18 protein-coding genes are annotated in these 20,470 nt (G+C 62.8%); 12 read left to right on the top strand and 6 right to left on the bottom strand.

Annotated features, from left to right (window positions below):
- The coding region (locus CN311_RS13320; RefSeq protein ID WP_097574174.1) for a Ppx/GppA phosphatase family protein at positions 1-1,002 on the top strand (1,002 nt) is incomplete at its 5' end.
- Positions 999-1,721 (top strand): RlmE family RNA methyltransferase, encoded by a 723-nt coding sequence (locus CN311_RS13315; protein ID WP_097574173.1) that lies wholly within the window; start codon positions 999-1,001, stop codon positions 1,719-1,721. The genes CN311_RS13320 and CN311_RS13315, both read left to right, overlap by 4 nt.
- A gap of 224 nt (positions 1,722-1,945) precedes the next feature.
- On the opposite strand, the gene CN311_RS13310 is transcribed toward CN311_RS13315, so the two are convergent.
- Both CN311_RS13310 and CN311_RS32230 read right to left on the bottom strand, forming a co-directional pair.
- Positions 1,946-3,367 carry an MFS transporter gene (locus CN311_RS13310; protein WP_097574172.1) on the bottom strand — a complete coding sequence of 474 codons (1,422 nt, stop codon included), beginning with the start codon at positions 3,365-3,367 and terminating at the stop codon, positions 1,946-1,948.
- 88 nt (positions 3,368-3,455) lie between these two features.
- A complete protein-coding gene (locus tag CN311_RS32230) occupies positions 3,456-3,683 on the bottom strand; it encodes a hypothetical protein (protein WP_133117173.1) in 228 nt (75 codons plus the stop codon).
- Between CN311_RS32230 and guaB the strand changes: the two genes are divergently transcribed.
- The 3 genes from guaB to CN311_RS13295 are packed head-to-tail and all read left to right on the top strand — an operon-like array spanning position 3,670 to position 6,191.
- On the top strand, positions 3,670-5,172 hold the full coding sequence (gene guaB / locus CN311_RS13305; RefSeq protein WP_097574171.1) for an IMP dehydrogenase: 1,503 nt from the start codon (positions 3,670-3,672) through the stop codon (positions 5,170-5,172). The two genes, CN311_RS32230 and guaB, sit on opposite strands and share 14 nt — an antisense overlap.
- A gap of 31 nt (positions 5,173-5,203) precedes the next feature.
- On the top strand, positions 5,204-5,743 hold the full coding sequence (locus CN311_RS13300) for a hypothetical protein (protein WP_165779690.1): 540 nt from the start codon (positions 5,204-5,206) through the stop codon (positions 5,741-5,743).
- 28 nt (positions 5,744-5,771) lie between these two features.
- Positions 5,772-6,191 (top strand): MAPEG family protein, encoded by a 420-nt coding sequence (locus tag CN311_RS13295; RefSeq protein ID WP_097574169.1) that lies wholly within the window; start codon positions 5,772-5,774, stop codon positions 6,189-6,191.
- 41 nt (positions 6,192-6,232) lie between these two features.
- Here CN311_RS13295 and rnd read toward each other — a convergent pair whose 3' ends face one another.
- Entirely contained in the window at positions 6,233-7,384 is a 1,152-nt protein-coding gene (gene rnd, locus CN311_RS13290) for a ribonuclease D (RefSeq protein ID WP_097574177.1), read from the bottom strand.
- Between the two features lie 73 nt (positions 7,385-7,457).
- Positions 7,458-8,705, bottom strand: a complete 1,248-nt coding sequence (locus CN311_RS13285) for an MFS transporter (RefSeq protein ID WP_097574168.1) — start codon at positions 8,703-8,705, stop codon at positions 7,458-7,460.
- 203 nt (positions 8,706-8,908) lie between these two features.
- Here CN311_RS13285 and CN311_RS13280 point away from each other — a divergent pair, with 203 nt between their 5' ends.
- The 3 genes from CN311_RS13280 to CN311_RS13270 are packed head-to-tail and all read left to right on the top strand — an operon-like array spanning position 8,909 to position 11,959.
- The gene (locus tag CN311_RS13280; protein ID WP_097574167.1) at positions 8,909-10,177 is read left to right on the top strand and encodes an ABC transporter substrate-binding protein; all 1,269 of its coding nucleotides are present in this window, start codon (positions 8,909-8,911) and stop codon (positions 10,175-10,177) included.
- A 23-nt stretch (positions 10,178-10,200) separates the two neighbouring features.
- Complete coding sequence (locus CN311_RS13275; protein WP_097574176.1) at positions 10,201-11,115, top strand: carbohydrate ABC transporter permease; 915 nt, start codon at positions 10,201-10,203, stop codon at positions 11,113-11,115.
- A 16-nt stretch (positions 11,116-11,131) separates the two neighbouring features.
- Positions 11,132-11,959 carry a carbohydrate ABC transporter permease gene (locus CN311_RS13270; protein WP_208866487.1) on the top strand — a complete coding sequence of 276 codons (828 nt, stop codon included), beginning with the start codon at positions 11,132-11,134 and terminating at the stop codon, positions 11,957-11,959.
- Between the two features lie 12 nt (positions 11,960-11,971).
- Here CN311_RS13270 and CN311_RS13265 read toward each other — a convergent pair whose 3' ends face one another.
- Positions 11,972-12,868, bottom strand: a complete 897-nt coding sequence (locus tag CN311_RS13265; RefSeq protein WP_097574165.1) for a DMT family transporter — start codon at positions 12,866-12,868, stop codon at positions 11,972-11,974.
- A gap of 92 nt (positions 12,869-12,960) precedes the next feature.
- Between CN311_RS13265 and CN311_RS13260 the strand changes: the two genes are divergently transcribed.
- Both CN311_RS13260 and aspS read left to right on the top strand, forming a co-directional pair.
- On the top strand, positions 12,961-13,827 hold the full coding sequence (locus tag CN311_RS13260; protein WP_097574164.1) for a LysR family transcriptional regulator: 867 nt from the start codon (positions 12,961-12,963) through the stop codon (positions 13,825-13,827).
- A 161-nt stretch (positions 13,828-13,988) separates the two neighbouring features.
- The gene (gene aspS / locus CN311_RS13255) at positions 13,989-15,785 is read left to right on the top strand and encodes an aspartate--tRNA ligase (RefSeq protein ID WP_097574175.1); all 1,797 of its coding nucleotides are present in this window, start codon (positions 13,989-13,991) and stop codon (positions 15,783-15,785) included.
- Positions 15,786-15,865: 80 nt separating this feature from the next.
- Here aspS and CN311_RS13250 read toward each other — a convergent pair whose 3' ends face one another.
- A complete protein-coding gene (locus CN311_RS13250; protein WP_097574163.1) occupies positions 15,866-17,056 on the bottom strand; it encodes a hypothetical protein in 1,191 nt (396 codons plus the stop codon).
- A gap of 293 nt (positions 17,057-17,349) precedes the next feature.
- On the opposite strand from CN311_RS13250, the gene parC reads away from it, so the two are divergent.
- Both parC and CN311_RS13240 read left to right on the top strand, forming a co-directional pair.
- Entirely contained in the window at positions 17,350-19,602 is a 2,253-nt protein-coding gene (gene parC / locus CN311_RS13245) for a DNA topoisomerase IV subunit A (protein ID WP_097574162.1), read from the top strand.
- A 136-nt stretch (positions 19,603-19,738) separates the two neighbouring features.
- The coding region (locus tag CN311_RS13240) for an AI-2E family transporter (RefSeq protein ID WP_133117172.1) at positions 19,739-20,470 on the top strand (732 nt) is incomplete at its 3' end.

Here is a 20,470-nt window from a genome sequence, read left to right as displayed (position 1 = left end):
CTGCAGGAACTGCCGGTGTTTGCCGCGCTCGACCTCGGCACCAACAACTGCCGGCTGCTGGTCGCGGTGCCGACGCGCCATGGCCAGTTCCGCGTCATCGACGCCTTCTCGCGCATCGTCAGGCTGGGCGAGGGGCTCACCGCCAGTGGCCGCCTCGGTCAGGCGGCGATGGACCGCGCCGTCGAGGCGCTGAAGATCTGCGGCGACAAACTGCGCGCCCGCAACATCAGGAAGGCCAGGCTGATCGCCACCGAGGCCTGCCGCACCGCCGCCAATGGCGTCGAGTTCCTGGACCGCGTCGAGCGCGAGGCCGGCCTGAAGCTCGAGATCATCGACCGCCAGACCGAGGCGCGGCTGGCGGTGTCCGGCTGCGGCTCGCTGGTCGAGCGCGACACGCAAGGCGTCGTCCTGTTCGACATTGGCGGTGGCTCCTCCGAGATCGCGCTGATCGATCTCACCGGCCACCGCTCGCCGCGGCTCGCCAACCATATCGTCTCGTGGACCTCGCTGCCGGTCGGTGTCGTCTCGCTGGCCGAACGCTTCGGCGGCCGCACCGTCACCCGCGAGATCTTTGCCGCCATGGTCGAGGATGTCGCCGTGCGACTGCACGCCTTTGACGGGCGCGACCGGCTGAGCCATGTGCTCGCCAGCCCGAAATTCCATCTGCTCGGCACCTCGGGCACGGTGACGACGCTTGCGGGCGTTCACCTCGATCTGGAACGCTACGACCGCCGCCGCGTCGACGGGCTGTGGATGGACCGCGACAGCGTCGACCGCATGGTCGAAAAACTGGTCGGCTGGGATTTCCAGCAGCGTGTCGCCAATCCGTGCATCGGCGCCGACCGCGCCGACCTGGTGCTCGCCGGCTGCGCCATTCTGGAAGCGATCCGCGCCGTGTGGCCGTCGGAACGGCTGCGCGTCGCCGACCGCGGCCTGCGCGAAGGCATATTGAGCGAATTGATGGCCGATGACGGGGCCTGGCGCAGCAGGGGCCGGCAATGACCAAGAAACCGCAGAAGCCCGGTACCGCCGGCATTCGCGTGTTGAAGACGCGCATCAAGAAGAAAAGCGGCCTGAAGGAATCGTCGCGCCGCTGGCTGCAGCGCCATATCAACGACCCCTATGTCCAGCGCTCCAAGGCTGACGGCTACAGATCCCGCGCCGCCTACAAGCTGATCGAGATCGACGACAAGCACCATCTCTTGAAGCCAGGCATGAAGGTGATCGACCTGGGCGCAGCACCCGGCGGCTGGTGCCAGGTCGCCGCCGCGCGCACCAGATCGACGGCGGACAATCCGCATGTCGTCGGCATCGACTATCTCGAAATGGACGCGGTGCCGGGGGCGCCGGTGCTGTTGATGGATTTCCTCGATCCCGAGGCGCCGCAGAAGCTTGCCGAGACGTTGGGCGGTCAGCCCGATATCGTGCTCTCGGACATGGCCGCCCCCACCACCGGCCACAAAAGGACCGATCACATCCGCACCATGTATCTGTGCGAAGTGGCGGCAGATTTCGCGCTCTCGGTGCTGAAGCCCGGCGGGCATTTCCTCGCCAAGACCTTCCAGGGCGGCGCCGAGAACGAGTTGCTCTCGCGGCTCAAGCAGAATTTCCGCTCGGTGCACCACGTCAAGCCGCCGGCCTCGCGCGATGAGTCGGTGGAGCTTTATCTGCTGGCGAAGGATTTCAAGGGGCGAGAGGCATCGGTTACATCGTCATCCTAGGGCGGAGCAAGGAGCGAAGCGACGCGCGCAGACCCTAGGATCCATGCCGTTACCTTCGCCGAAGAAGACCACGTCGTACAGTAATGCTCGTTTATGTCGCCTCGTTGAACACCGATTCTGCAACGCTGAGACGCTCTAATGTCACGGCATGGATCCTAGGGTCTGCGCGACGCTTCGCATCGCTTCGCCCTAGGATGACGAAGTGGCGAGGGGTCTGAACTTCTTCACTCCCCAGGCGGGCTGACCGGCTCCAGTTTCTTGGGCGTCGTCAGCCTGCCGTGACCCGAAACGGCGTTGCCGGCGTCGGGCGCCAGCCGCATGAATGTCAGCGACGCCGCCGCCGAAACCGCGGCCACGATGAAGAAGGCGGTGTGGAAGTCGGCCAGCCGCAGCGGTCCGCCATGGATCGACGTCGACACTTCCAGTATGCCGCCGGCCAGCGCTACGCCGAGCGCGATCGACAATTGCTGGAACACCGCCGTGATCGGCGTTGCCTTGCTGGTATCTTCGGCCGACACCTCGGCATAGGAGAGCGCATTGACGCCGGTGAAGAACATCGAGCGGATGAAGCCGCCGACCAGCAACATGGCAAGCATCAGCCCATAGGGCGTTTCCGGGGTAAAAAGGCCATAGATGGCGATCGACCCGGCGGCGATCAGCGAACCCCAGATCAGTACGCGGCGGAATCCGGCGAGCCTGAAGATCAGCGCGGTGACAAGCTTCATGCCGATGGCGCCGATCGCCGAGACGAAGGTGATCATGCCCGACTGGAACGGCGTCAGCCCGAAGCCGATCTGGAACATCAGCGGCAGCAAGAACGGCACCGCGCCGATACCGATGCGAAACAGCGAGCCGCCGAGCACCGAGGAGCGGAACACCTGGTTGCGGAACAGCTCCAGCGCCAGCAGCGGGTTTGCGGCGCGCCGGGCATGCAGGAGGTAGAGCGCACCAGATACCAGGCCGACCGCCACGGTGATGAGGCCGGCCATCGGCGGCAAAGCGGGCAGGCTTACCACGGAAAGACCGAAGACGACGCCCGATGCCGCAAGCCCGCTCAGCACGAAACCGGTGAAATCGAGCGGCGGGGTCTCCGCCGCGTCGGTCTCCGGCAGGAAGCGGGTGGCGAGCCAGATGCCCATCAGGCCGATCGGCACGTTGATCAGGAAGATCCAGTGCCAGGTGAAATAGGTGGTGATGAAGCCGCCGACCGGCGGCCCGACCAGTGGTCCGACCAGCGCCGGCACGGTCAGCCAGGACATCGCGGCGACGAGTTCGCTCTTCGGTGTGGCGCGCACCAGCACCAGGCGGCCCACGGGCGTCATCATGGCGCCGCCAATGCCTTGCAGGAAGCGCGACACCACGAAGGCCGGCAGCGAATTGGAGAAGGCGCAGGCGATCGAACCGACGATGAAGACGGCGATTGCGGCGCGAAACACATTCTTCGCGCCGAACCGGTCCGCCATCCAGCCGCTGATCGGAATGAAGATCGCCAGCGACACCAGATAGGCCGTCAACGCCAGCTTCAGCGCGATCGGGCTGGTGTGAATATCGACGGCAATCGCCGGCAGCGATGTCGCTATCACGGTCGAATCCATGTTCTCCATGAAAAGAGCGACCGCCAGGATAAGCGGGATGATGCGGTTCAAAGAACACGTCCGGACTTGAATGTTTCAGCGCCGACCGGGGGCATGCCGACACGGAGCGCGGTTATCATGCCTTTGGCGGGATGTCGCATTAATTTGCTGTCACATTTGTGCGATCGCCCGATATTCGCAGGCCCTTCGCGCCAAAGGCAGCCTCGCCATCTGCAATCATCGGCTTTTCATCGGCGGCGCGACGTGTTACCAGCCAGCGCCAATCCTGAAAGGGAAGAAACGAGTCGGCGCTGTCCATTCCGGTCCAGCGCTTTTTTGTATTCCCTCGCACTTTTGTACACCAAGGGCTGGCCATGGCAAAAATCATCGAAACGTCCACCGGCGCACTGGCGCTGACATTTGACGACGTGCTGTTGCAGCCCGGTCATTCCGAGGTCATGCCCGGCGAGACCGACATCCGCACCCGCATTGCCGGCGACATCGACCTCAACGTGCCGATCCTGTCGGCCGCCATGGATACGGTCACCGAGGCGCGGCTCGCCATCGCCATGGCCCAGGCCGGCGGCATCGGCGTCATCCATCGCAATTTTACGCCGGCCGAACAGGCCGAGCAGGTGCGGCAGGTCAAGAAATTCGAATCCGGCATGGTGGTGAACCCCGTCACCATCGGCCCGGACGCTACGCTCGCCGATGCGCTGGCGCTGATGCGCACCTACTCGATTTCAGGCATCCCCGTGGTCGAGAATGGCGGCGCCGGCGGCCATACGGTCGGCCGGCTGGTCGGCATCCTGACCAACCGCGACGTGCGTTTCGCCTCCGACCCGGCGCAGAAAGTCTACGAACTGATGACCCGCGACAAGCTGATCACGGTCAAGGAGAATGTCGACCAGGACGAGGCCAAGCGCCTGCTCCATCAGCACCGCATCGAAAAGCTGGTTGTCGTTGACAAATCAGGCAATTGCGTCGGCCTGATCACCGTCAAGGACATCGAGAAGTCGCAGCTCAATCCGCACGCCACCAAGGATGCGCAGGGGCGGCTGCGCGCGGCGGCCGCCACCAGCGTCGGCGATGACGGCTTCGAGCGCGCCGAGCGCCTCATCGATGCCGGCGTCGACCTTCTGGTAATCGACACCGCGCATGGCCATTCGCAGCGCGTGCTCGACGCGGTGACGCGCGCCAAGAAACTGTCCAATTCCGTCCGCATCCTGGCTGGCAACGTCGCCACATCGGAAGGCACGCTGGCGCTGATCGACGCCGGCGCCGACGCCGTCAAGGTTGGAATCGGGCCGGGCTCCATCTGCACCACCCGTATTGTCGCCGGTGTCGGCATGCCGCAGCTCTCGGCGATCATGTCGGCGGTAGAGACGGCGCATAAATCGGGTGTTTCGGTCATCGCCGATGGCGGCATCAAATATTCCGGCGATCTGGCCAAGGCGCTCGCCGCCGGCGCCAGCGCCGCCATGATCGGTTCGCTGCTGGCCGGCACCGACGAGAGCCCCGGCGAGGTCTATCTGCACCAGGGCCGCTCCTTCAAGGCCTATCGCGGCATGGGCTCGGTTGGCGCCATGGCCCGCGGCTCGGCCGATCGCTACTTCCAGGCGGAGGTGCGCGACACGCTGAAACTGGTTCCCGAGGGCATTGAAGGGCAGGTTCCCTACAAGGGACCGGTGTCCGGCGTGCTGCACCAGCTTGCAGGCGGCCTGAAAGCCGCTATGGGTTATGTCGGCGGCCGCGACCTTGCCGATTTCCGCGACCGCGCCACTTTTGTTCGCATATCCAACGCCGGACTTCGTGAAAGCCACGCCCATGACGTCACGATTACCCGCGAAAGCCCGAATTATCCCGGCGGAATTTGATCAGAATGCCGTCGGGCGGAGCCTGACGGCAATGATCCTGCGGCTGTCGCGCCACGCCGCTGCGCTGTGTTTTGCATCCGCGGCGGTTTTCACCGTCATGACGGTGCTGGAATTCTTCTATTTCCGGAGCCTCAGTGGCGGGCTGCCGTCGCTCGACATGCGCTTTGCCGGTTTCACACCGGATGAGGGCATGGCCTGGCTGACGGCGCTCGGCCGGCGCGGCGGCGAGATCATCCTGGTCTGGCACTATCTCACCTTCGACCTTCTGTTCCCGGCGCTGCTGTCGGTGACCATGGTCAGCCTGATCCTCGCCACCGGACGGCGGCTGAAGAATTTCCGGGCAATGCCGGCGCAGCTGCAGGCCCTGCTTGCGGTTGTCCTGGTGTTGCCATACACGCTTGCCGATTATGCGCAGAACATAGCCGTGGCGCGGCTGTTGTCCGATTTCCTGTCGGCCAATCCGGATTCGCTGTCTTTCGCTTCGGCGCTGACCGTCACCAAATTCGCGCTTTTGGCGATACCCGTGATCGTCATTGCGGGTTTCACGCTGGCGGGCCAGAAACGGCCTTGAGATGGGATAGCAAGGGCGGAGGGGCTTCTTGAACCAGACCGTGATCTTCTGGCCTGTCTTGGCGCAGGTGCTTCTGGTCTACATCGTCTATCTCGTGATAGGCCGCCGCAGATATGGCGCGGTGAGGTCAGGCGAGGCCAAGGCCGGCCAGTTCAAGACCCGCTCCACCGAACCGGCATCCAGCGTCACCGTTGCAAACAACCTCAGCAACCAGTTCGAACTGCCGGTACTCTTCTACGTCCTGTGCCTGGCGCTGCACCAGACCAATGGCGTCAACTACCTGACGCTGGCCTTGATGTGGGTTTTCGTCGCTTCGCGCTACGCCCACGCCTGGGTGCACCTGACCACCAACAATCTGCGCTTCCGCAGCCGTATTTTCTTCTTCGGCGCGGTCGTTCTCTTGCTGGCATGGATATGGTTCGCGCTCCACCTGCTCGGGGTGGTTTGACGTTCACTAGTCCTTTTCTCACAAGGGGAAAGGGCCAGACGCTATAAATCGAACACCGCGATCTTGCGCTTGTCGAACTTGATGCCGATCTCGCCGCGCACCAGCTTGAGCGCCACCTCGCCGAACACGGCGCGCCGCCAGCCTTGCAAGGCCGGCACGTCAGCGGCCTCGCCCTCGGCTGCGATACGGTCGATGTCGTCGCTCGAGGCCAGCACCTTTGAGGCGACGCCTTCCTTTTCGGCGACGATCCGCAAAAGCACTTTCAGCAATTCCGCTGCGGCATTGGAGCCTTCGGGCGGTTGAAAACTCTTCGGCAGCTTCGGCATGTCTTCCCTGGGCAAGGCAAGCGCGCTGTTAACCGTGCCAAGCAGCGCCGTTGCCGTCGCCGACCGCTCCCAGCCCTTCGGCGTGGTACGCAGCTTGCCGAGCGCCGCCGCATCGCGCGGCGCCTGCTGCGCGATCTCGTAGATGGCGTCGTCCTTGAGCACCCGGCCGCGCGGCACGTCGCGTTCGCGCGCTTCCCGCTCTCGCCAGGCCGCCACCGCCTGCACGATCGCCAGCTCCTGCGGCTTGCGCAGCCGCATCTTCAGCCGCTTCCAGGCATCCTCGGGATGCGGGTCATAGGTTTCGCGCGAGGTCAGGACCTCCATTTCCTCGTTCAGCCAATGGGCACGGTTTTCCCGCTCAAGCTCGGCGCTGAGATGCTGGTAGACTTCGATCAGATGGGTGACGTCGGCAAGCGCATAGTCGAGCTGCTTTTCGGAAAGCGGGCGGTGACGCCAATCGGTGAAACGCGAGGATTTGTCGAGCCGCGCCCCGGTGACCCGCTGCACAAGCTGGTCGTAGGAGACGCTGTCGCCGAAGCCGCAGACCATCGCCGCCACCTGGGTGTCGAACACCGGATGCGGCACCAGATCGCCGAGATGGACGATGATTTCGATGTCCTGGCGCGCCGCATGGAAGACTTTGACGACCGCCTCGTTGGCCATCAGCCTGAAGAACGGTTTCAGGTCGATGTCCGGCGACAAAGGGTCGATCAGTGCGGTCACGCCGGGCGCCGCCATCTGGATCAGGCAAAGGATCGGCCAGAAGGTGGTTTCGCGGATGAATTCGGTGTCGACGGTGACGAAATCCGATTTTTCGAACGCGGTAAGAACGGTTTCGAGTTCTTTTTGGGTTGATATGACGTGCATCAAATCGCTTTTGGCAAGGGGCAAGATGTCCTTCAATTTCAGCCGCGCGGGCTTTCGTCAAGCCGCAGCGCCATCATCGGTGCTTCGTAGGTCCGTCGGAATCATCGTTGCGCTTGGCCAGTCGGGCGAAAATTGTCGATGTCCGCAAAAGTGCGATGAAACGGCTGCGATGGCCCACCGGCACCCCGGATCGCACCTGCATCCGATAGAGAATGACGACAATGAAAACCACGTAGACGACAGCGCAGAACACGAACAGGGCGCTCGGGCCGAAATATTGCATCGCCGTTGACGCTGCGAGCGGGCCGCCAATGGCGCCGAAGGAATAGAACAGCATCAGCGCCGCGTTGATCAGCACGAACTCGCCCTTGTCGGCGCGGTCGTTGGAATGCGCCGCCGACAGCGAGTAGAGCGGCATTGCGAAGCAGCCGAAGATGAAAACGATCAGGAAATTGAGGAACGGGTTGCTCCCCGCCAAGAACCCCAGCGCTAGTGCAGCAAACATTGCGCAGCACGTTGTCACCAACAGCACCGAGCGCCGGTCCCAGCGGTCGGAAAGATAGCCGAGCGGGTACTGGATGATGGCGCCGCCGAAGATGCCGACACTGACAAAGGTGACGACGTCGGCAACCGACATGCCGATCTGCTCGGCATAGACCGGTGACAAAGTGCGGAAGGCGCTGTTGGTGACGCCGACGGCGATGCAGCCGAAGCAACCGAGCGGCGAAATGCGCCAGACGCGTGCCAGGTCGAGCTTGACGCTTTCGGGAGGGGTGGGATTGGAGCGGTCGCCGAGCGACACCGGCACCAGCGAGAGCGTGATCATGATCGACATGATGGCGAAGATGGCGAAGCCGCCGGCTCCGAAGATCGGAATCAGGAACTGCGCGCCGGTAACCGAACCGATGTCGACCATCCGGTAGATCGCCAGCACGCGCGCGCGATCCTGGTTGGCGACCCCGGAATTGAGCCAGGCTTCCATGATGGTGAACAGGCCGGCAAAGCAGAAGCCGCCGGCAAAGCGCACCGCGCACCACATCACCGGGTCAATGACCAGCACCAGGAGCAGCGTGCCGGCCGAGGCGATCGCCGCCAGCGCCGAAAAGGCGCGCACATGGCCGACGGCCTTCATGATGCGGGTGACGGCGAGGCAGCCGAGCAGGAAGCCGGCGAAGTAGAACGTGCCCATCAGGCCGATGGTCGAGGCGGGAAATCCTTCCTGCGCGCCGCGCAGAGCGATCAACGTGCTCTGCAGGCCATTGCCGCCCAGCAGGATGCCGGCGGCAATGAGGAGCGGGATCAGCGGGCGGATGGAAGACATGAAGGGAAGGCAATCACTTTTCGTTGATCCTTTCTGGACCATCGCTCCCACCAATGCCAGCGGCAATTGCCGCCGGCACCGGGTGGAGACTTCGGTTGGGAACCCAAGGCGCGTCTTTGCAGTTCAAGGGAAGGAGCGCCGAGGAAGGTGCCAGGTGTGGCTGTCTGCCGCTCGGCCCGAAGTTCCAAGGGGAGCCCGCCATCATGACGTTTCGCCACGCACTTCTTGCGCTTGTCGTCGGCGCTGTCCTGGCGGCAAACCCGGCGCGCGCTGTCGACCTCGCCATCGTGTCGGGCGATACCGGCAACGGCCAGAGGATCCTTCGCCAGATACTCGATCAATACGAGAACAAGACCGGCAACAAGGTCACAATCGTTCCGGTGCCGCCCTCGGGGACGGACCAGTTCGGCCAATACAGGCTCTGGCTCGCCGCTGGAAGCAGTGACGTCGACGTCTATCAGACGGACATCATCTGGGCCCCGCAGCTTGCAAAGCAGCTCGTTGACCTGACTGAAGCGACCAAGGATGTCGTTGGCGCCCATTTCCCGTCGATCATCCAATCGCAGACCGTCGATGGCAAACTCGTCGCCTTGCCGGTTTTCACCGACGCTCCGGCGCTCTACTACCGCAAGGACCTTCTCGACAAATATGGCGCCAAGGTCCCCCCGACCTGGGCCGAACTCGCCGGCACCGCCAAGCTGATCATGGACAAGGAGCGCGAGGCCGGCAACAAGGACATGTGGGGCTTCGTCTTCCAGGGCAACGCTTATGAAGGGCTGACCTGCGATGCGCTCGAATGGGTCAAGTCGAATGGCGGCGGCCAGATTGTCGAGCCGGACGGCACCATCTCCATCAACAATCCGCAAGCAGCCGCTGCTCTCGAAATGGCCAGGAGCTGGGTGGGAACCATCTCGCCTCCCGGCGTTCTGGCCTATCAGGAAGAAGACTCGCGCGGGGTCTGGCAAACCGGCAACGCCGTCTTCATGCGCAATTGGCCCTACGCCTATGCGCTGGGCAATAGCCAAGGCTCCCCCATCAAAGGCAAATTCGCGGTGACGACCCTGCCGCGGGGGTCGGGTGAGGGCGCGCGGCCGGCAGCAACGCTTGGTGGCTGGAACCTTGCGGTTTCCAGATATTCCAAGAATCCGGACGCAGCGATCGAGCTGGTCAAATGGATCGCCTCTCCCCGGATGCAGAAGTACCGCGCCTTGAAGGGGGCATATCTGCCGACCATCCGGGCGCTCTACGACGATGCCGACATTGCCAGCGCGCAGCCGGTCATTCCGCGCTGGAAGGACGTCGTTCTGAACGCCGTGCCGCGTCCCTCGGCCCCGGCCAAGAGCCGATACAATGAGGTATCGAGCAAGTTCTGGACGGCGGTCCACAACACCTTGTCCGGCGAGGGCACGGCCTCCGACAACCTTGCCGATCTCGAGTTTTCCTTGACCAGGCTCAAGGGCGCCGCCTGGTGACCTCAGCGCGCCAAGGCACGCTGATGCGCCAGCGCGAGCGCTCGGCATGGCTGTTCCTTGCCCCGATGCTCGTCGTGCTCGCCGCCGTGGCCGGCTGGCCGCTTCTGCGCACGATCTATTTCAGCTTCACCGACGCCTCGCTGGCGGACCTCGAGGCCCGTCGCTGGGTTGGCTTCGCCAACTATTTCTCGGTCCTGCACATGCCGAGCGGTCGGGTTATCTATGACGGGCTGCTCGCCGACCCGGTCTGGTGGCGCGCCGTCTGGAACACGGTGCGCTTCGCGGTGATTTCGGTGACCTGCGAGACGGTCCTCGGCATGATCGTCGCGCTGGTGCTCAACGCCAAGTTCCCCGGCCGGGGCATTGTGCGCGCCGCGATCCTCATCCCCTGGGCAATCCCGACGATCGTCTCGGCGAAGATGTGGCAGTGGATGCTCAACGACCAGTTCGGCATCATCAACGACGCCCTTCTCAGGCTTGGTTTGATCAGCACCAAGATCGCCTGGACGGCCACTGCCGATACGGCGATGTTCGCCGTCCTCATCGTCGATATCTGGAAGACGACGCCGTTCATGGCGCTGCTCATCCTCGCTGCCCTGCAGATGCTGCCGCAGGAGATCTACGAGGTCGCCAGGCTCGATGGCGTCAGCCCGTGGAAGGTTTTCTGGAAGGTCACCTTGCCGCTCATCCGGCCGGCGCTGATGGTGGCGGTCATTTTCCGCGGTCTCGACGCCCTGCGCATCTTCGACCTGATCTACGTGCTCACGCCCAACAACGTCCACACCAAGTCGATGTCGGCATTTGCTCGCGAGAACCTGTTCGAATTCGACAAGTTCGCCTACGGCTCCGCCGCCTCGACACTGCTCTTCGTCATCCTCGCCCTGTTGACCATGCTCGTTTTGCGGTTCGGCCGGGTGAGACTGGACAAGGAGTATTGATCATGTGGAACTATTGATCATGTGGATCGCCAAGCGCGCCGCCTTTTACCTGCTCGTCGCCGTCATCGTCCTCGTCGCGGTGTTCCCGTTCTACTACGCCATTATCACCAGCCTGAAAGCAGGGACCGCGCTGTTTGAGGTCGACTATTGGCCCAAGATGATCAGCTTCAGCAACTACAGGAGCGTCTTCACCGAAGGGAGCTTCCTGCGCAACCTGTTGAACTCGCTGTTCGTCTCCAGCGCCGTCGTCATCATTTCGCTGTTCCTCGGCGTCACCGCCGCCTATGCGCTTGCGCGCATCCGCTTTCGGGGCCGCTCGGCTCTGCTTTTCATCATCCTGTCGGTCTCGATGTTCCCGCAAGTGGCGGTGCTTGCCGGCCTTTTCGAACTGATCCGGACGCTGGGCCTCTACAACTCGCTCTTCGCGCTGATCTTCTCCTACATGATCTTCACCTTACCGTTCACCGTCTGGGTGCTTACAGCTTTCGTTCGCGACCTGCCGGTCGAGCTCGAGGAAGCGGCGATCCTCGACGGCGCGACGCCCTGGATCATCATCACCCGCGTTTTCCTGCCGCTGATGTGGCCGGCGCTGGCGACCACCGGGCTTCTCGCCTTCATCGGCGCATGGAACGAGTTCCTGTTCGCTCTGACGTTCACCTCCAACAACGAGCAGCGAACCGTGCCTGTCGCGATCGCGCTGCTCTCCGGCAGCTCACAGTTCGAGATCCCCTGGGGCAACCTCATGGCCGCATCGGTGATCGTCACCGTACCGCTCGTCATCCTCGTCCTCATCTTCCAGCGCAAGATCGTCGCCGGCCTCACCGCCGGCGGGGTCAAGGGATGAGGTGGTAGACACTCAAGATCTCCGCACGTTTATTGTGAATCTCCCGACTGCCCCCGATGCGATTCCTATTCCGGCGATGACTGCCGTGAGGCCGACAACCAGATTCGCACTCACCTGTTCGCCCAGGAAGACGACGCCGAAGATCGACGCCGTCACTGGATTTACTGCAACAGAGACGGCAACCAGTGTCGGTGCCGCGCGCCCAAGCGCAAACGCCCAGAGGAAGAAAATGAAGGCGCCGCAAACTATGGCCAGATATCCGCTCGCCAGCCACTGAGGTGCGCTAAGCGTGGCAAGTCGCGCAAAGCCTCCGTTCAAAACCGCCAAGGCCGATAGGCAGGCTGCTCCCACGCCCATGCCAAAGGCCACAAATGGGATCGGCGAGGTGCGGGATAGAAATGGTCGCGACCACACACTGTAGAGCGCCATGCAGAATGCAGCCGCGACCATGAGGAGGTCTCCGCGCCATGCCCCTCGGGGAGCGATCTTCAAGCTCGTACCGAGTGCGACAGCCACCCCTGCCATTGCGATCAGGACGCCGACGATCTTGCGCATGGTCGGCGGTTCGATCCTGAGAACTGCCCCGGCAATCATGGTGAGCAGAGGCAGTGTCGAAAGCGCCAAGGCTCCTCGCGCTGCCGTCGTGTAGACGAGGGCTCCATTGAACAGCACGGGAAACAGGCCGAAGAACAAAACACCCAATGCGGCAGTGCCGAGCCAGTCGCTCTTTGGCGGCCAACTGTCGCGCCGCCAAAGCGCCAAAGCGGTCAAAACCAGAAAACCGCCGCCGAATCGGACCGCGCCGATGGTGAGAGGATCGAGCGTGTCCGCGAGATATCGTGTTGCGCCAACGGCGGTGCCCCCAAGAGCGCTGGAGAGAATGGCGGCGAGCACTCCTGGAATTTCCACTGTTCTGACCTTCACCGTTTCAGGACCAGCGATATCGGTCAGGTAGGCAAAAAGGAATCGAATAAGCTCAATAAGCTTGATAACGTTTGGCTATGAAGAGCCCAAGCCTCGATCCGGAGCTGCTGCGAGCCTTCGTCGTTGTTGCCGAGCGCCTCTCTTTCACGCGAGCCGCCGAGCAGCTCAATCGAACGCAGGCCACCATAAGTTTGCAAGTGAAACGTCTTGAGGAGCGCCTCGAGACCATCTTGCTCCGGCGCTCGACAGCCCGCGTTGAACTTACCGCTGCCGGGGAGGGCTTTCTGATCGATGCACGCCGCATTCTTGCTCTTAATGAACAAGCGATTGCCCGTGTTTCCAATCAGCTTGTGGCTGGACACGTTCGCATCGGGATCATGGAAGATTATGGCACCAAGATACTGCCGCGCCTCCTCGCCGACATCGCCGAGCGATTTCCGCTTGTGCAGGTCGACATGGAGATCGGTCTCACCGCCAGGCTCATGAAACGCCTCGGTCCCTCCTTTGACGCCGTCATCGCCATGCATCCGGAAGGTACTGCCGAGGGTGATCTGATATGCCGCGAAAGGGCAATTTGGGCGGCCGCGGCAACCCGTGCCGTCGAGGAGCTCGATCCGCTGCCCGTCGCCTTGTCGAATCCCGATTGTCTGTTTCGCTCCTGGGCTATCGAGGCGCTCAACAAGGCCGGCCGGCCGTGGCGATTGGCCTATGTCAGTCCGAGCCTTGCCGCCACGGAGGCAATCGTCGAGCAGGGGCTTGCGATCACCGTGGTCAAAGGCAGCATGCTTGCGCCTGGCCTGCGCAGTATCCAGCCAGGTCGGCATGTGCCGCCGCTGCCCGGTGCAGAGATACGCCTTCATCAGGCCGCAACGTCTTCCGCCAGCGTGGCATTGGTCGTCCGTCACCTCGCATCTCGCCTTCGGCAATCGGCCCTTGGCTCATAGGTTGCCTGGAGCGTTCGCGAACGGGCGAAAGCCGAAAGCGGAACCAAGATACCAACCAAGGCCGCTTGCCTTGACAAATCCAGCCTCCCATGCGCTTTTCGCGCAAATTTTCAGGCCGGGCTCTGACGCTTCGGCCCACAACCCAGCATCCGGACCTAGCAATGACAATGCATCGTTACCGCAGCCATACCTGTGCCCAATTGAGGAAGAGCGACGTCGGCGCTGCCGTCCGCCTGTCGGGCTGGGTGCATCGCGTGCGCGATCATGGTGGCCTGCTGTTCATCGACCTGCGCGACCACTATGGCTTGACCCAGATCGTCGCCGATCCGGATTCGCCGGCCTTCAAGGTCGCCGAAACCGTGCGTGGCGAATGGGTGATCCGCGTCGACGGCGAGGTCAAGGCGCGCCTGGCCGAGACGGTGAACGCAAACCTGCCGACCGGCGAGATCGAGATTTTCGCCCGTGAGATCGAAGTTCTGTCGGCGGCCAAGGAATTGCCGCTGCCAGTGTTCGGCGAGCCGGATTATCCCGAAGACATCCGCCTCAAATACCGCTTCCTGGACCTGCGCCGTGAAACGCTGCACAGGAACATCGTGGCGCGGACAAAAATCATCGCCGAGATGCGCAGGCGCATGGGCGAGGTCGGCTTCACCGAATTCTCGACGCCGATCCTGACCGCGTCTTCGCCGGAAGGCGCGCGCGACTTCCTGGTGCCGTCGCGCATCCATCCCGGCACCTTCTACGCGTTGCCGCAGGCGCCGCAGCAATACAAGCAGCTGATCATGGTGTCGGGCTTCGACCGCTATTTTCAGATCGCGCCGTGCTTCCGCGACGAGGATCCGCGCGCCGACCGGTTGCCCGGCGAGTTTTACCAGCTTGACCTCGAAATGAGCTTCGTCGAGCAGGACGACGTGCTGTCGACGATGGAACCGGTCATGCGTGGGGTCTTTGAGACCTTCGCCAACGGCAAGCCGGTGACGCAGGAATTCCAGCGCATTCCTTACGATGTGGCCATGCGCAAATACGGGACCGACAAGCCGGACCTGCGCAATCCGATCGAAATGCAGGCGGTCTCCGATCATTTCCGCGATTCCGGTTTCAAGGTGTTCGCCAACATCCTGGCCAACGACCCGAAGGCTGAAGTCTGGGCCATCCCCGCAAAAACGGGCGGCAGCCGCGCCTTCTGCGATCGCATGAATTCCTGGGCGCAAGGCGAAGGCCAGCCCGGCCTCGGTTACATCTTCTGGCGCAAGGAAGGCGAGAAGCTCGAAGGCGCCGGTCCGCTCGCCAAGAACATCGGCGAGGAGCGCACCGAGGCGATCCGTCTCCAGCTCGGCCTTGCCGATGGCGACGCCGCCTTCTTCGTCGCCGGCGATCCGAAGAAATTCGTCTCCTTCGCGGGTGCGGCGCGCACCCGCGCCGGCGAGGAGCTGAACCTTGTCGACCGCGAGCGCTTCGAACTGTGCTGGATCGTCGACTTCCCGTTCTTCGAATGGAACGAGGAGGAGAAGAAGATCGATTTCGCCCACAATCCGTTCTCCATGCCGCAGGGCGGCATCGAGGCGCTCAAAGGCGAGGATCTGCTCGGCATCAAGGCATTCCAGTACGACATGGTCTGCAACGGTTTCGAGATCGCCTCTGGCGGCATCCGCAACCATCTGCCCGAGACCATGGTCAAGGCGTTCGAGACCGTCGGGCTGGATCGCGAAACGGTCGAGGAGCGCTTCGGCGGCCTCTATCGCGCCTTCCAGTACGGCGCGCCGCCGCATGGCGGCATGGCGGCCGGCATCGATCGCGTCGTCATGCTTCTGGTCGGCGCCAAAAACCTGCGCGAAGTGACCATGTTCCCGATGAACCAGCAGGCCTACGACCTCCTGATGAATGCGCCGTCGGAAGCCACCCCGCAGCAGCTTCGCGAGCTGTCGCTGCGCGTCGTGGCGACCAAGAAAGAGGCTTAAAAACCTCCCGCAACCGATTCTGTTGATTTACGAAAAAGCCCGGTATCACTGCCGGGCTTTTCTTTGCGAGGTGGCCTCGATCAGTCTTCGTTCGCCTTCACCGTCACGCCAAGCGTCTTCGGCAGGTCGAGCGGATTGGACATGGCGCCGGCCATGATCAGCGCGAACGGCACCGCTGCCGACGGCTCGGCCGAGATCTCGAGGCTCTGCGGATCGTCGAGATATTTGCCGACCGCGGCCGTCACCTCGGCCGTCAGTTCGGGATTGTTGAGCTGCGCCATGCCGAAAGGCACGATCGCCTTGGCCTGGTTGGCGATGTCCTTGCCCGACATGCCTTGTTGCTTGCCGACATAGTCCAGCACCTTGTTGGTCAGCGAATCGTCGTCGAAGCGTACGCTGGCGCTGTTGAAGGAGAGCTGCTGCACGATGCCGAGCATGGCCATGCCCTCAGCCGATTTGTCGGCGCCTTCCGGCTGCGCCGCCATCTTCTTCTGCATCTCCTGCAGCGACTTGATGACATCCAGCGTGTAGCCGCCGAGATCGAAGGTCATGCCAAGCGTGCCGGCATTGTCGACGGAGATGTCGTATTTCGACAGTTCCATCTTGCCGTCCGAAGGCTGCCAGGTGCCGGCCATTTCGAGGTTGCCCGTGATATTCTGGTAACCGAGGGCGTTGATCACTTCCTTGGATTTAGGATCCTCGACCAGGGTCAGGTCGGCATTGAACTTTTCCGTCGTGCCGGAAAACGCCATCGCCTTGCCGTCGGCCGGCGGCGTGATTTCGATTGCCAACCCATCCATCGAGAAGGCGGTCTTGTCGGCGACCTTGACGGTCATGTTGTCGAGTTCGGCCGACTTGTACATCATCAGCGAACCCAGCGGTCCCGTCGCCCCGTCCGCCGGAACCGTCATGTCATGGATGACGAAAGGGCTGAGGTTGAGCGTGATCCCGTCCTGGCTGTGCTGGAAGGCCGAAGTCGATACGGTTGCGATAGCGTAACCGCCATTGGCCTCGGTTACGCCTTCGAGCTTGACGTCGCCGATCGCCAGAGGTTCCTTCTCGGCCGCCGGTCTGACGGACACGCCTTGCAGCACCATGCTGGAGGCATCGCCGCTCACCCCTGTCCAGGAGATGTCGATGCCCTGGGCGGCCATGGCCGCCTTCAGCCGGTCGGCGACCGCGGAGTCCTGCGCCAAGGCAGCATTGAGCGGCAGCGTCAGCAGAAAAGTGGAGAGGGCGAACCTCTGGAGAGTGGAGCGTTTGATTGTCATCGCGAGTTCCCTAAGAATGTCCTGAAATTATTTGTCGAATTCTTTGCGCCGTCACCATTCCGTGACGAACTGGACGGGAAAAAGGCGCATCCCCGCACAATGGTCGAAAATCGCGGCGAAAGGCAAACCCGATCGCCTCACCTTGCGCCCGGCATAGACGCGACATGTAACCGGTTTATGTTGGAGGGTGTTGCGACGCTGCCAATTCCTGTTGCAGCAAATTCCTATCGGCAAAGACGGGTGCGCCATCCCGGCCCCTTGCCGCGAATCACCCGCTCGGCTAGTCCCAGCCCATGGGAAAAAGGCTTTTGCCGCCTGAGAATGGCGGCGGCGACAATATCGAGCCGGTCGATCTGAAAAAGGCGCTGGAAGAGCGCTACCTCGCCTATGCGCTGTCGACCATCATGCACCGGGCATTGCCGGACGTGCGCGACGGGCTGAAGCCGGTCCATCGCCGCATCATGCATGCCATGCGGCTGCTCAGGCTCAACCCCGACCAGGGTTTTGCCAAATGCGCCCGCATCGTCGGCGAGGTGATGGGCAAGTTCCATCCGCATGGCGACCAGTCGATCTACGATGCGCTGGTGCGCCTGGCGCAGGATTTTTCGATGCGCTATCCCCTGGTCGACGGGCAGGGCAATTTCGGCAATATCGACGGCGATAACGCCGCCGCCATGCGCTACACCGAAGCGCGCATGACGGATGTGGCGACCGAGCTGCTGTCCGGCATCACCGAGGACGCGGTCGACTACCGGCCGACCTACAATGAGGAGGACGAGGAGCCGGTCGTGCTGCCCGGCGCCTTCCCGAACCTGCTCGCCAACGGCTCATCCGGCATTGCGGTCGGCATGGCGACCTCAATCCCGCCGCACAATGCCGCCGAACTTTGCGATGCGGCTTTGCATTTGATCGAACATCCGGACGCGCCGGTGACGAAGCTAATGGATTTTGTGCAAGGTCCGGACTTTCCGACCGGCGGCATCATCGTCGACAGCCGCGCCTCGATCCTCGAAGCCTACGAAACCGGTCGCGGCGGCTTTCGCGTCAGGGCCAAATGGGGCCAGGAAGACCAGGGCAGAGGCACCTGGAGCATCGTCGTCACCGAAATCCCGTATGGCGTCCAGAAGGCCCGGCTGATCGAGAAGATCGCCGAGCTGTTGATGGCGCGCAAATTGCCGCTCCTGGAAGACATCCGCGACGAAAGCGCCGAGGACATCCGCGTAGTGCTGGTGCCGAAGAGTCGTTCGGTCGATCCCGGCATCCTGATGGAATCGCTGTTCAAGCTGACCGAGCTGGAAAGCCGCTTCCCGCTCAACATGAACGTGCTGTCGCGCGGCAAGGTGCCCAACGTGCTGTCGCTGAAGGGCGTGCTCAAGGAATGGCTGGAGCACCGGCGCGAGGTGCTGATCCGCCGCTCGAAGCATCGCCTCGGCGAGATCGAGAGGCGGCTGGAGATTCTCGCCGGCTATCTGATCGCCTATCTCAACATCGACGAGGTGATCAGGATCATCCGCGAGGAGGACGAGCCCAAGCAAGTGATGATGGCGCGCTGGTCGCTCACCGACAACCAGGCCGAAGCCATCCTCAACATGCGGCTGCGCGCTCTTCGCAAGCTGGAAGAAATCGAGATCCGCAAGGAATTCGACGGGCTGACGACCGAAAAGAAGCAGATCGAGGCGCTGCTTGCGTCGGACGCCAAGCAGTGGGCGACGATCAAATGGGAAGTCACCAGCATCCGCGACAAGTTCGGGCCGGAGACCGATCTCGGCAAGCGCCGGACCCAGTTCGCCGATGCACCCGAACATGACCTGACCGACATTGCGCACGCCATGATCGAGCGCGAGCCGGTCACCGTGGTTGTCTCTGAGAAGGGCTGGCTGCGGGCGATGAAGGGTCATCTGACCGATCATTCGACGCTGACTTTCAAGGAGGGCGACAGCCTCAAGCTCGCCTTCCATGCCCAGACCACCGACAAGGTGCTGGTCTTCACCACCGGCGGCAAGTTCTACACGATCGGCGCCGACCGGCTACCGGGCGGCCGCGGCCATGGCGAGCCGATCCGCATCATCGTCGACATGGACAACGACCAGGACATCGTCACCGCCTTCGTCCATGATCCCAAGCGCAAGCTATTGCTGGTGTCGCACGGCGCCAATGGCTTCATCGTGCCGGAGGAGGAGGTCGTCGCCAACACCCGCAAGGGCAAGCAGGTGATGAACGTCAAGGCGCCCGACGAGGCCAAGCGCTGCGTGACGGTCGCTGGCGACCATCTCGCCATCGTCGGCGAGAACCGCAAGATGCTGGTCTTCCCGCTTGCCGAAATCCCCGAGATGGGACGCGGCAAGGGCGTGCGCCTACAGAAATACAAGGATGGCGGCGTTCTCGACCTCAAGACCTTCACGCTCGAAAGCGGCCTTTCCTGGCAGGATTCGGCCGACCGCACCTTCACCAAGTCGCGTGAGGAACTGGCGGAATGGATTGGCGCCCGTGCCTCGGCCGGACGTATGGTGCCGAAGGGCTTTCCAAGGACCGGCAAGTTCGGGTAGCTCTAAATCTCCCCCCCTCTGACCTGCCGGCCATCTCCCCCTCGAGCGGGGAGATCTCCAACCATTTGGACTATCGTCACGATTGCTGCACTATATCAGTGCATAAGCAGGAAGGGTGTTTGGGAGAGTAGGGCATTTGAAGGAAGCTAAGATCCAGAAGCCGGAACGCCATCAGCGCCTGTTCGGCCTGTCCACGCCGCTCAGGGCCGCCGTCATTCCGCCGCTGTCTGCCGCGCGCTGGCTGCTGGTGCTGATCGTCGCCGCCGGCGTCTATTTCTTCCATGGCTTCCTGTTCCCGGTTCTGGCCGCGCTCGTCATCGCCTTCGCCAGCTGGCCGCTCTATCGGCGGCTGCTTGCCGGTGTCGGCGGCAACCGCACCATCGCCGCGACATTGGCGATCCTGTTCATCCTGACCTTCCTGGTCGTGCCGATCGCGCTCGCCGGCACCTACGCCATCAACGAGGTCCGCGAATGGGTGGGCTGGGCGATCGAGACCAACCGGCATGGCGCGCCGACGCCGCATTGGATTGCCACGCTGCCGGTGGTCGGCGAATGGCTGAACGAACAATGGACGCGGAATTTCGGCCATCCCGGCGGTATCGGCGAGCTGATCCAGCTGATCAGCGGCGCCAATATCGGCAGCATCTATCGTGGCGTGCTGGCCGCCGGCGGCAGCGCCTTCGGCCTTCTGCTGACGCTGCTGTTCATGATGATCGCGCTGTTCTTCGCCTATCGCGACGGTGAGCATTTCGCCGGGCAGGTCGACCGTCTCGGCGAACGCATCCTGCCGACGAGATGGGAGCGGATCTCACGCGTCGTGCCGGCGACGATCTCGTCCACGGTGACCGGCATGACCGTGATCGCCATC

This window comes from Mesorhizobium sanjuanii (assembly GCF_002529485.1).
Lineage (GTDB): Bacteria > Pseudomonadota > Alphaproteobacteria > Rhizobiales > Rhizobiaceae > Mesorhizobium > Mesorhizobium sanjuanii.
This window is presented reverse-complemented; position numbering and strand designations above follow the sequence as displayed.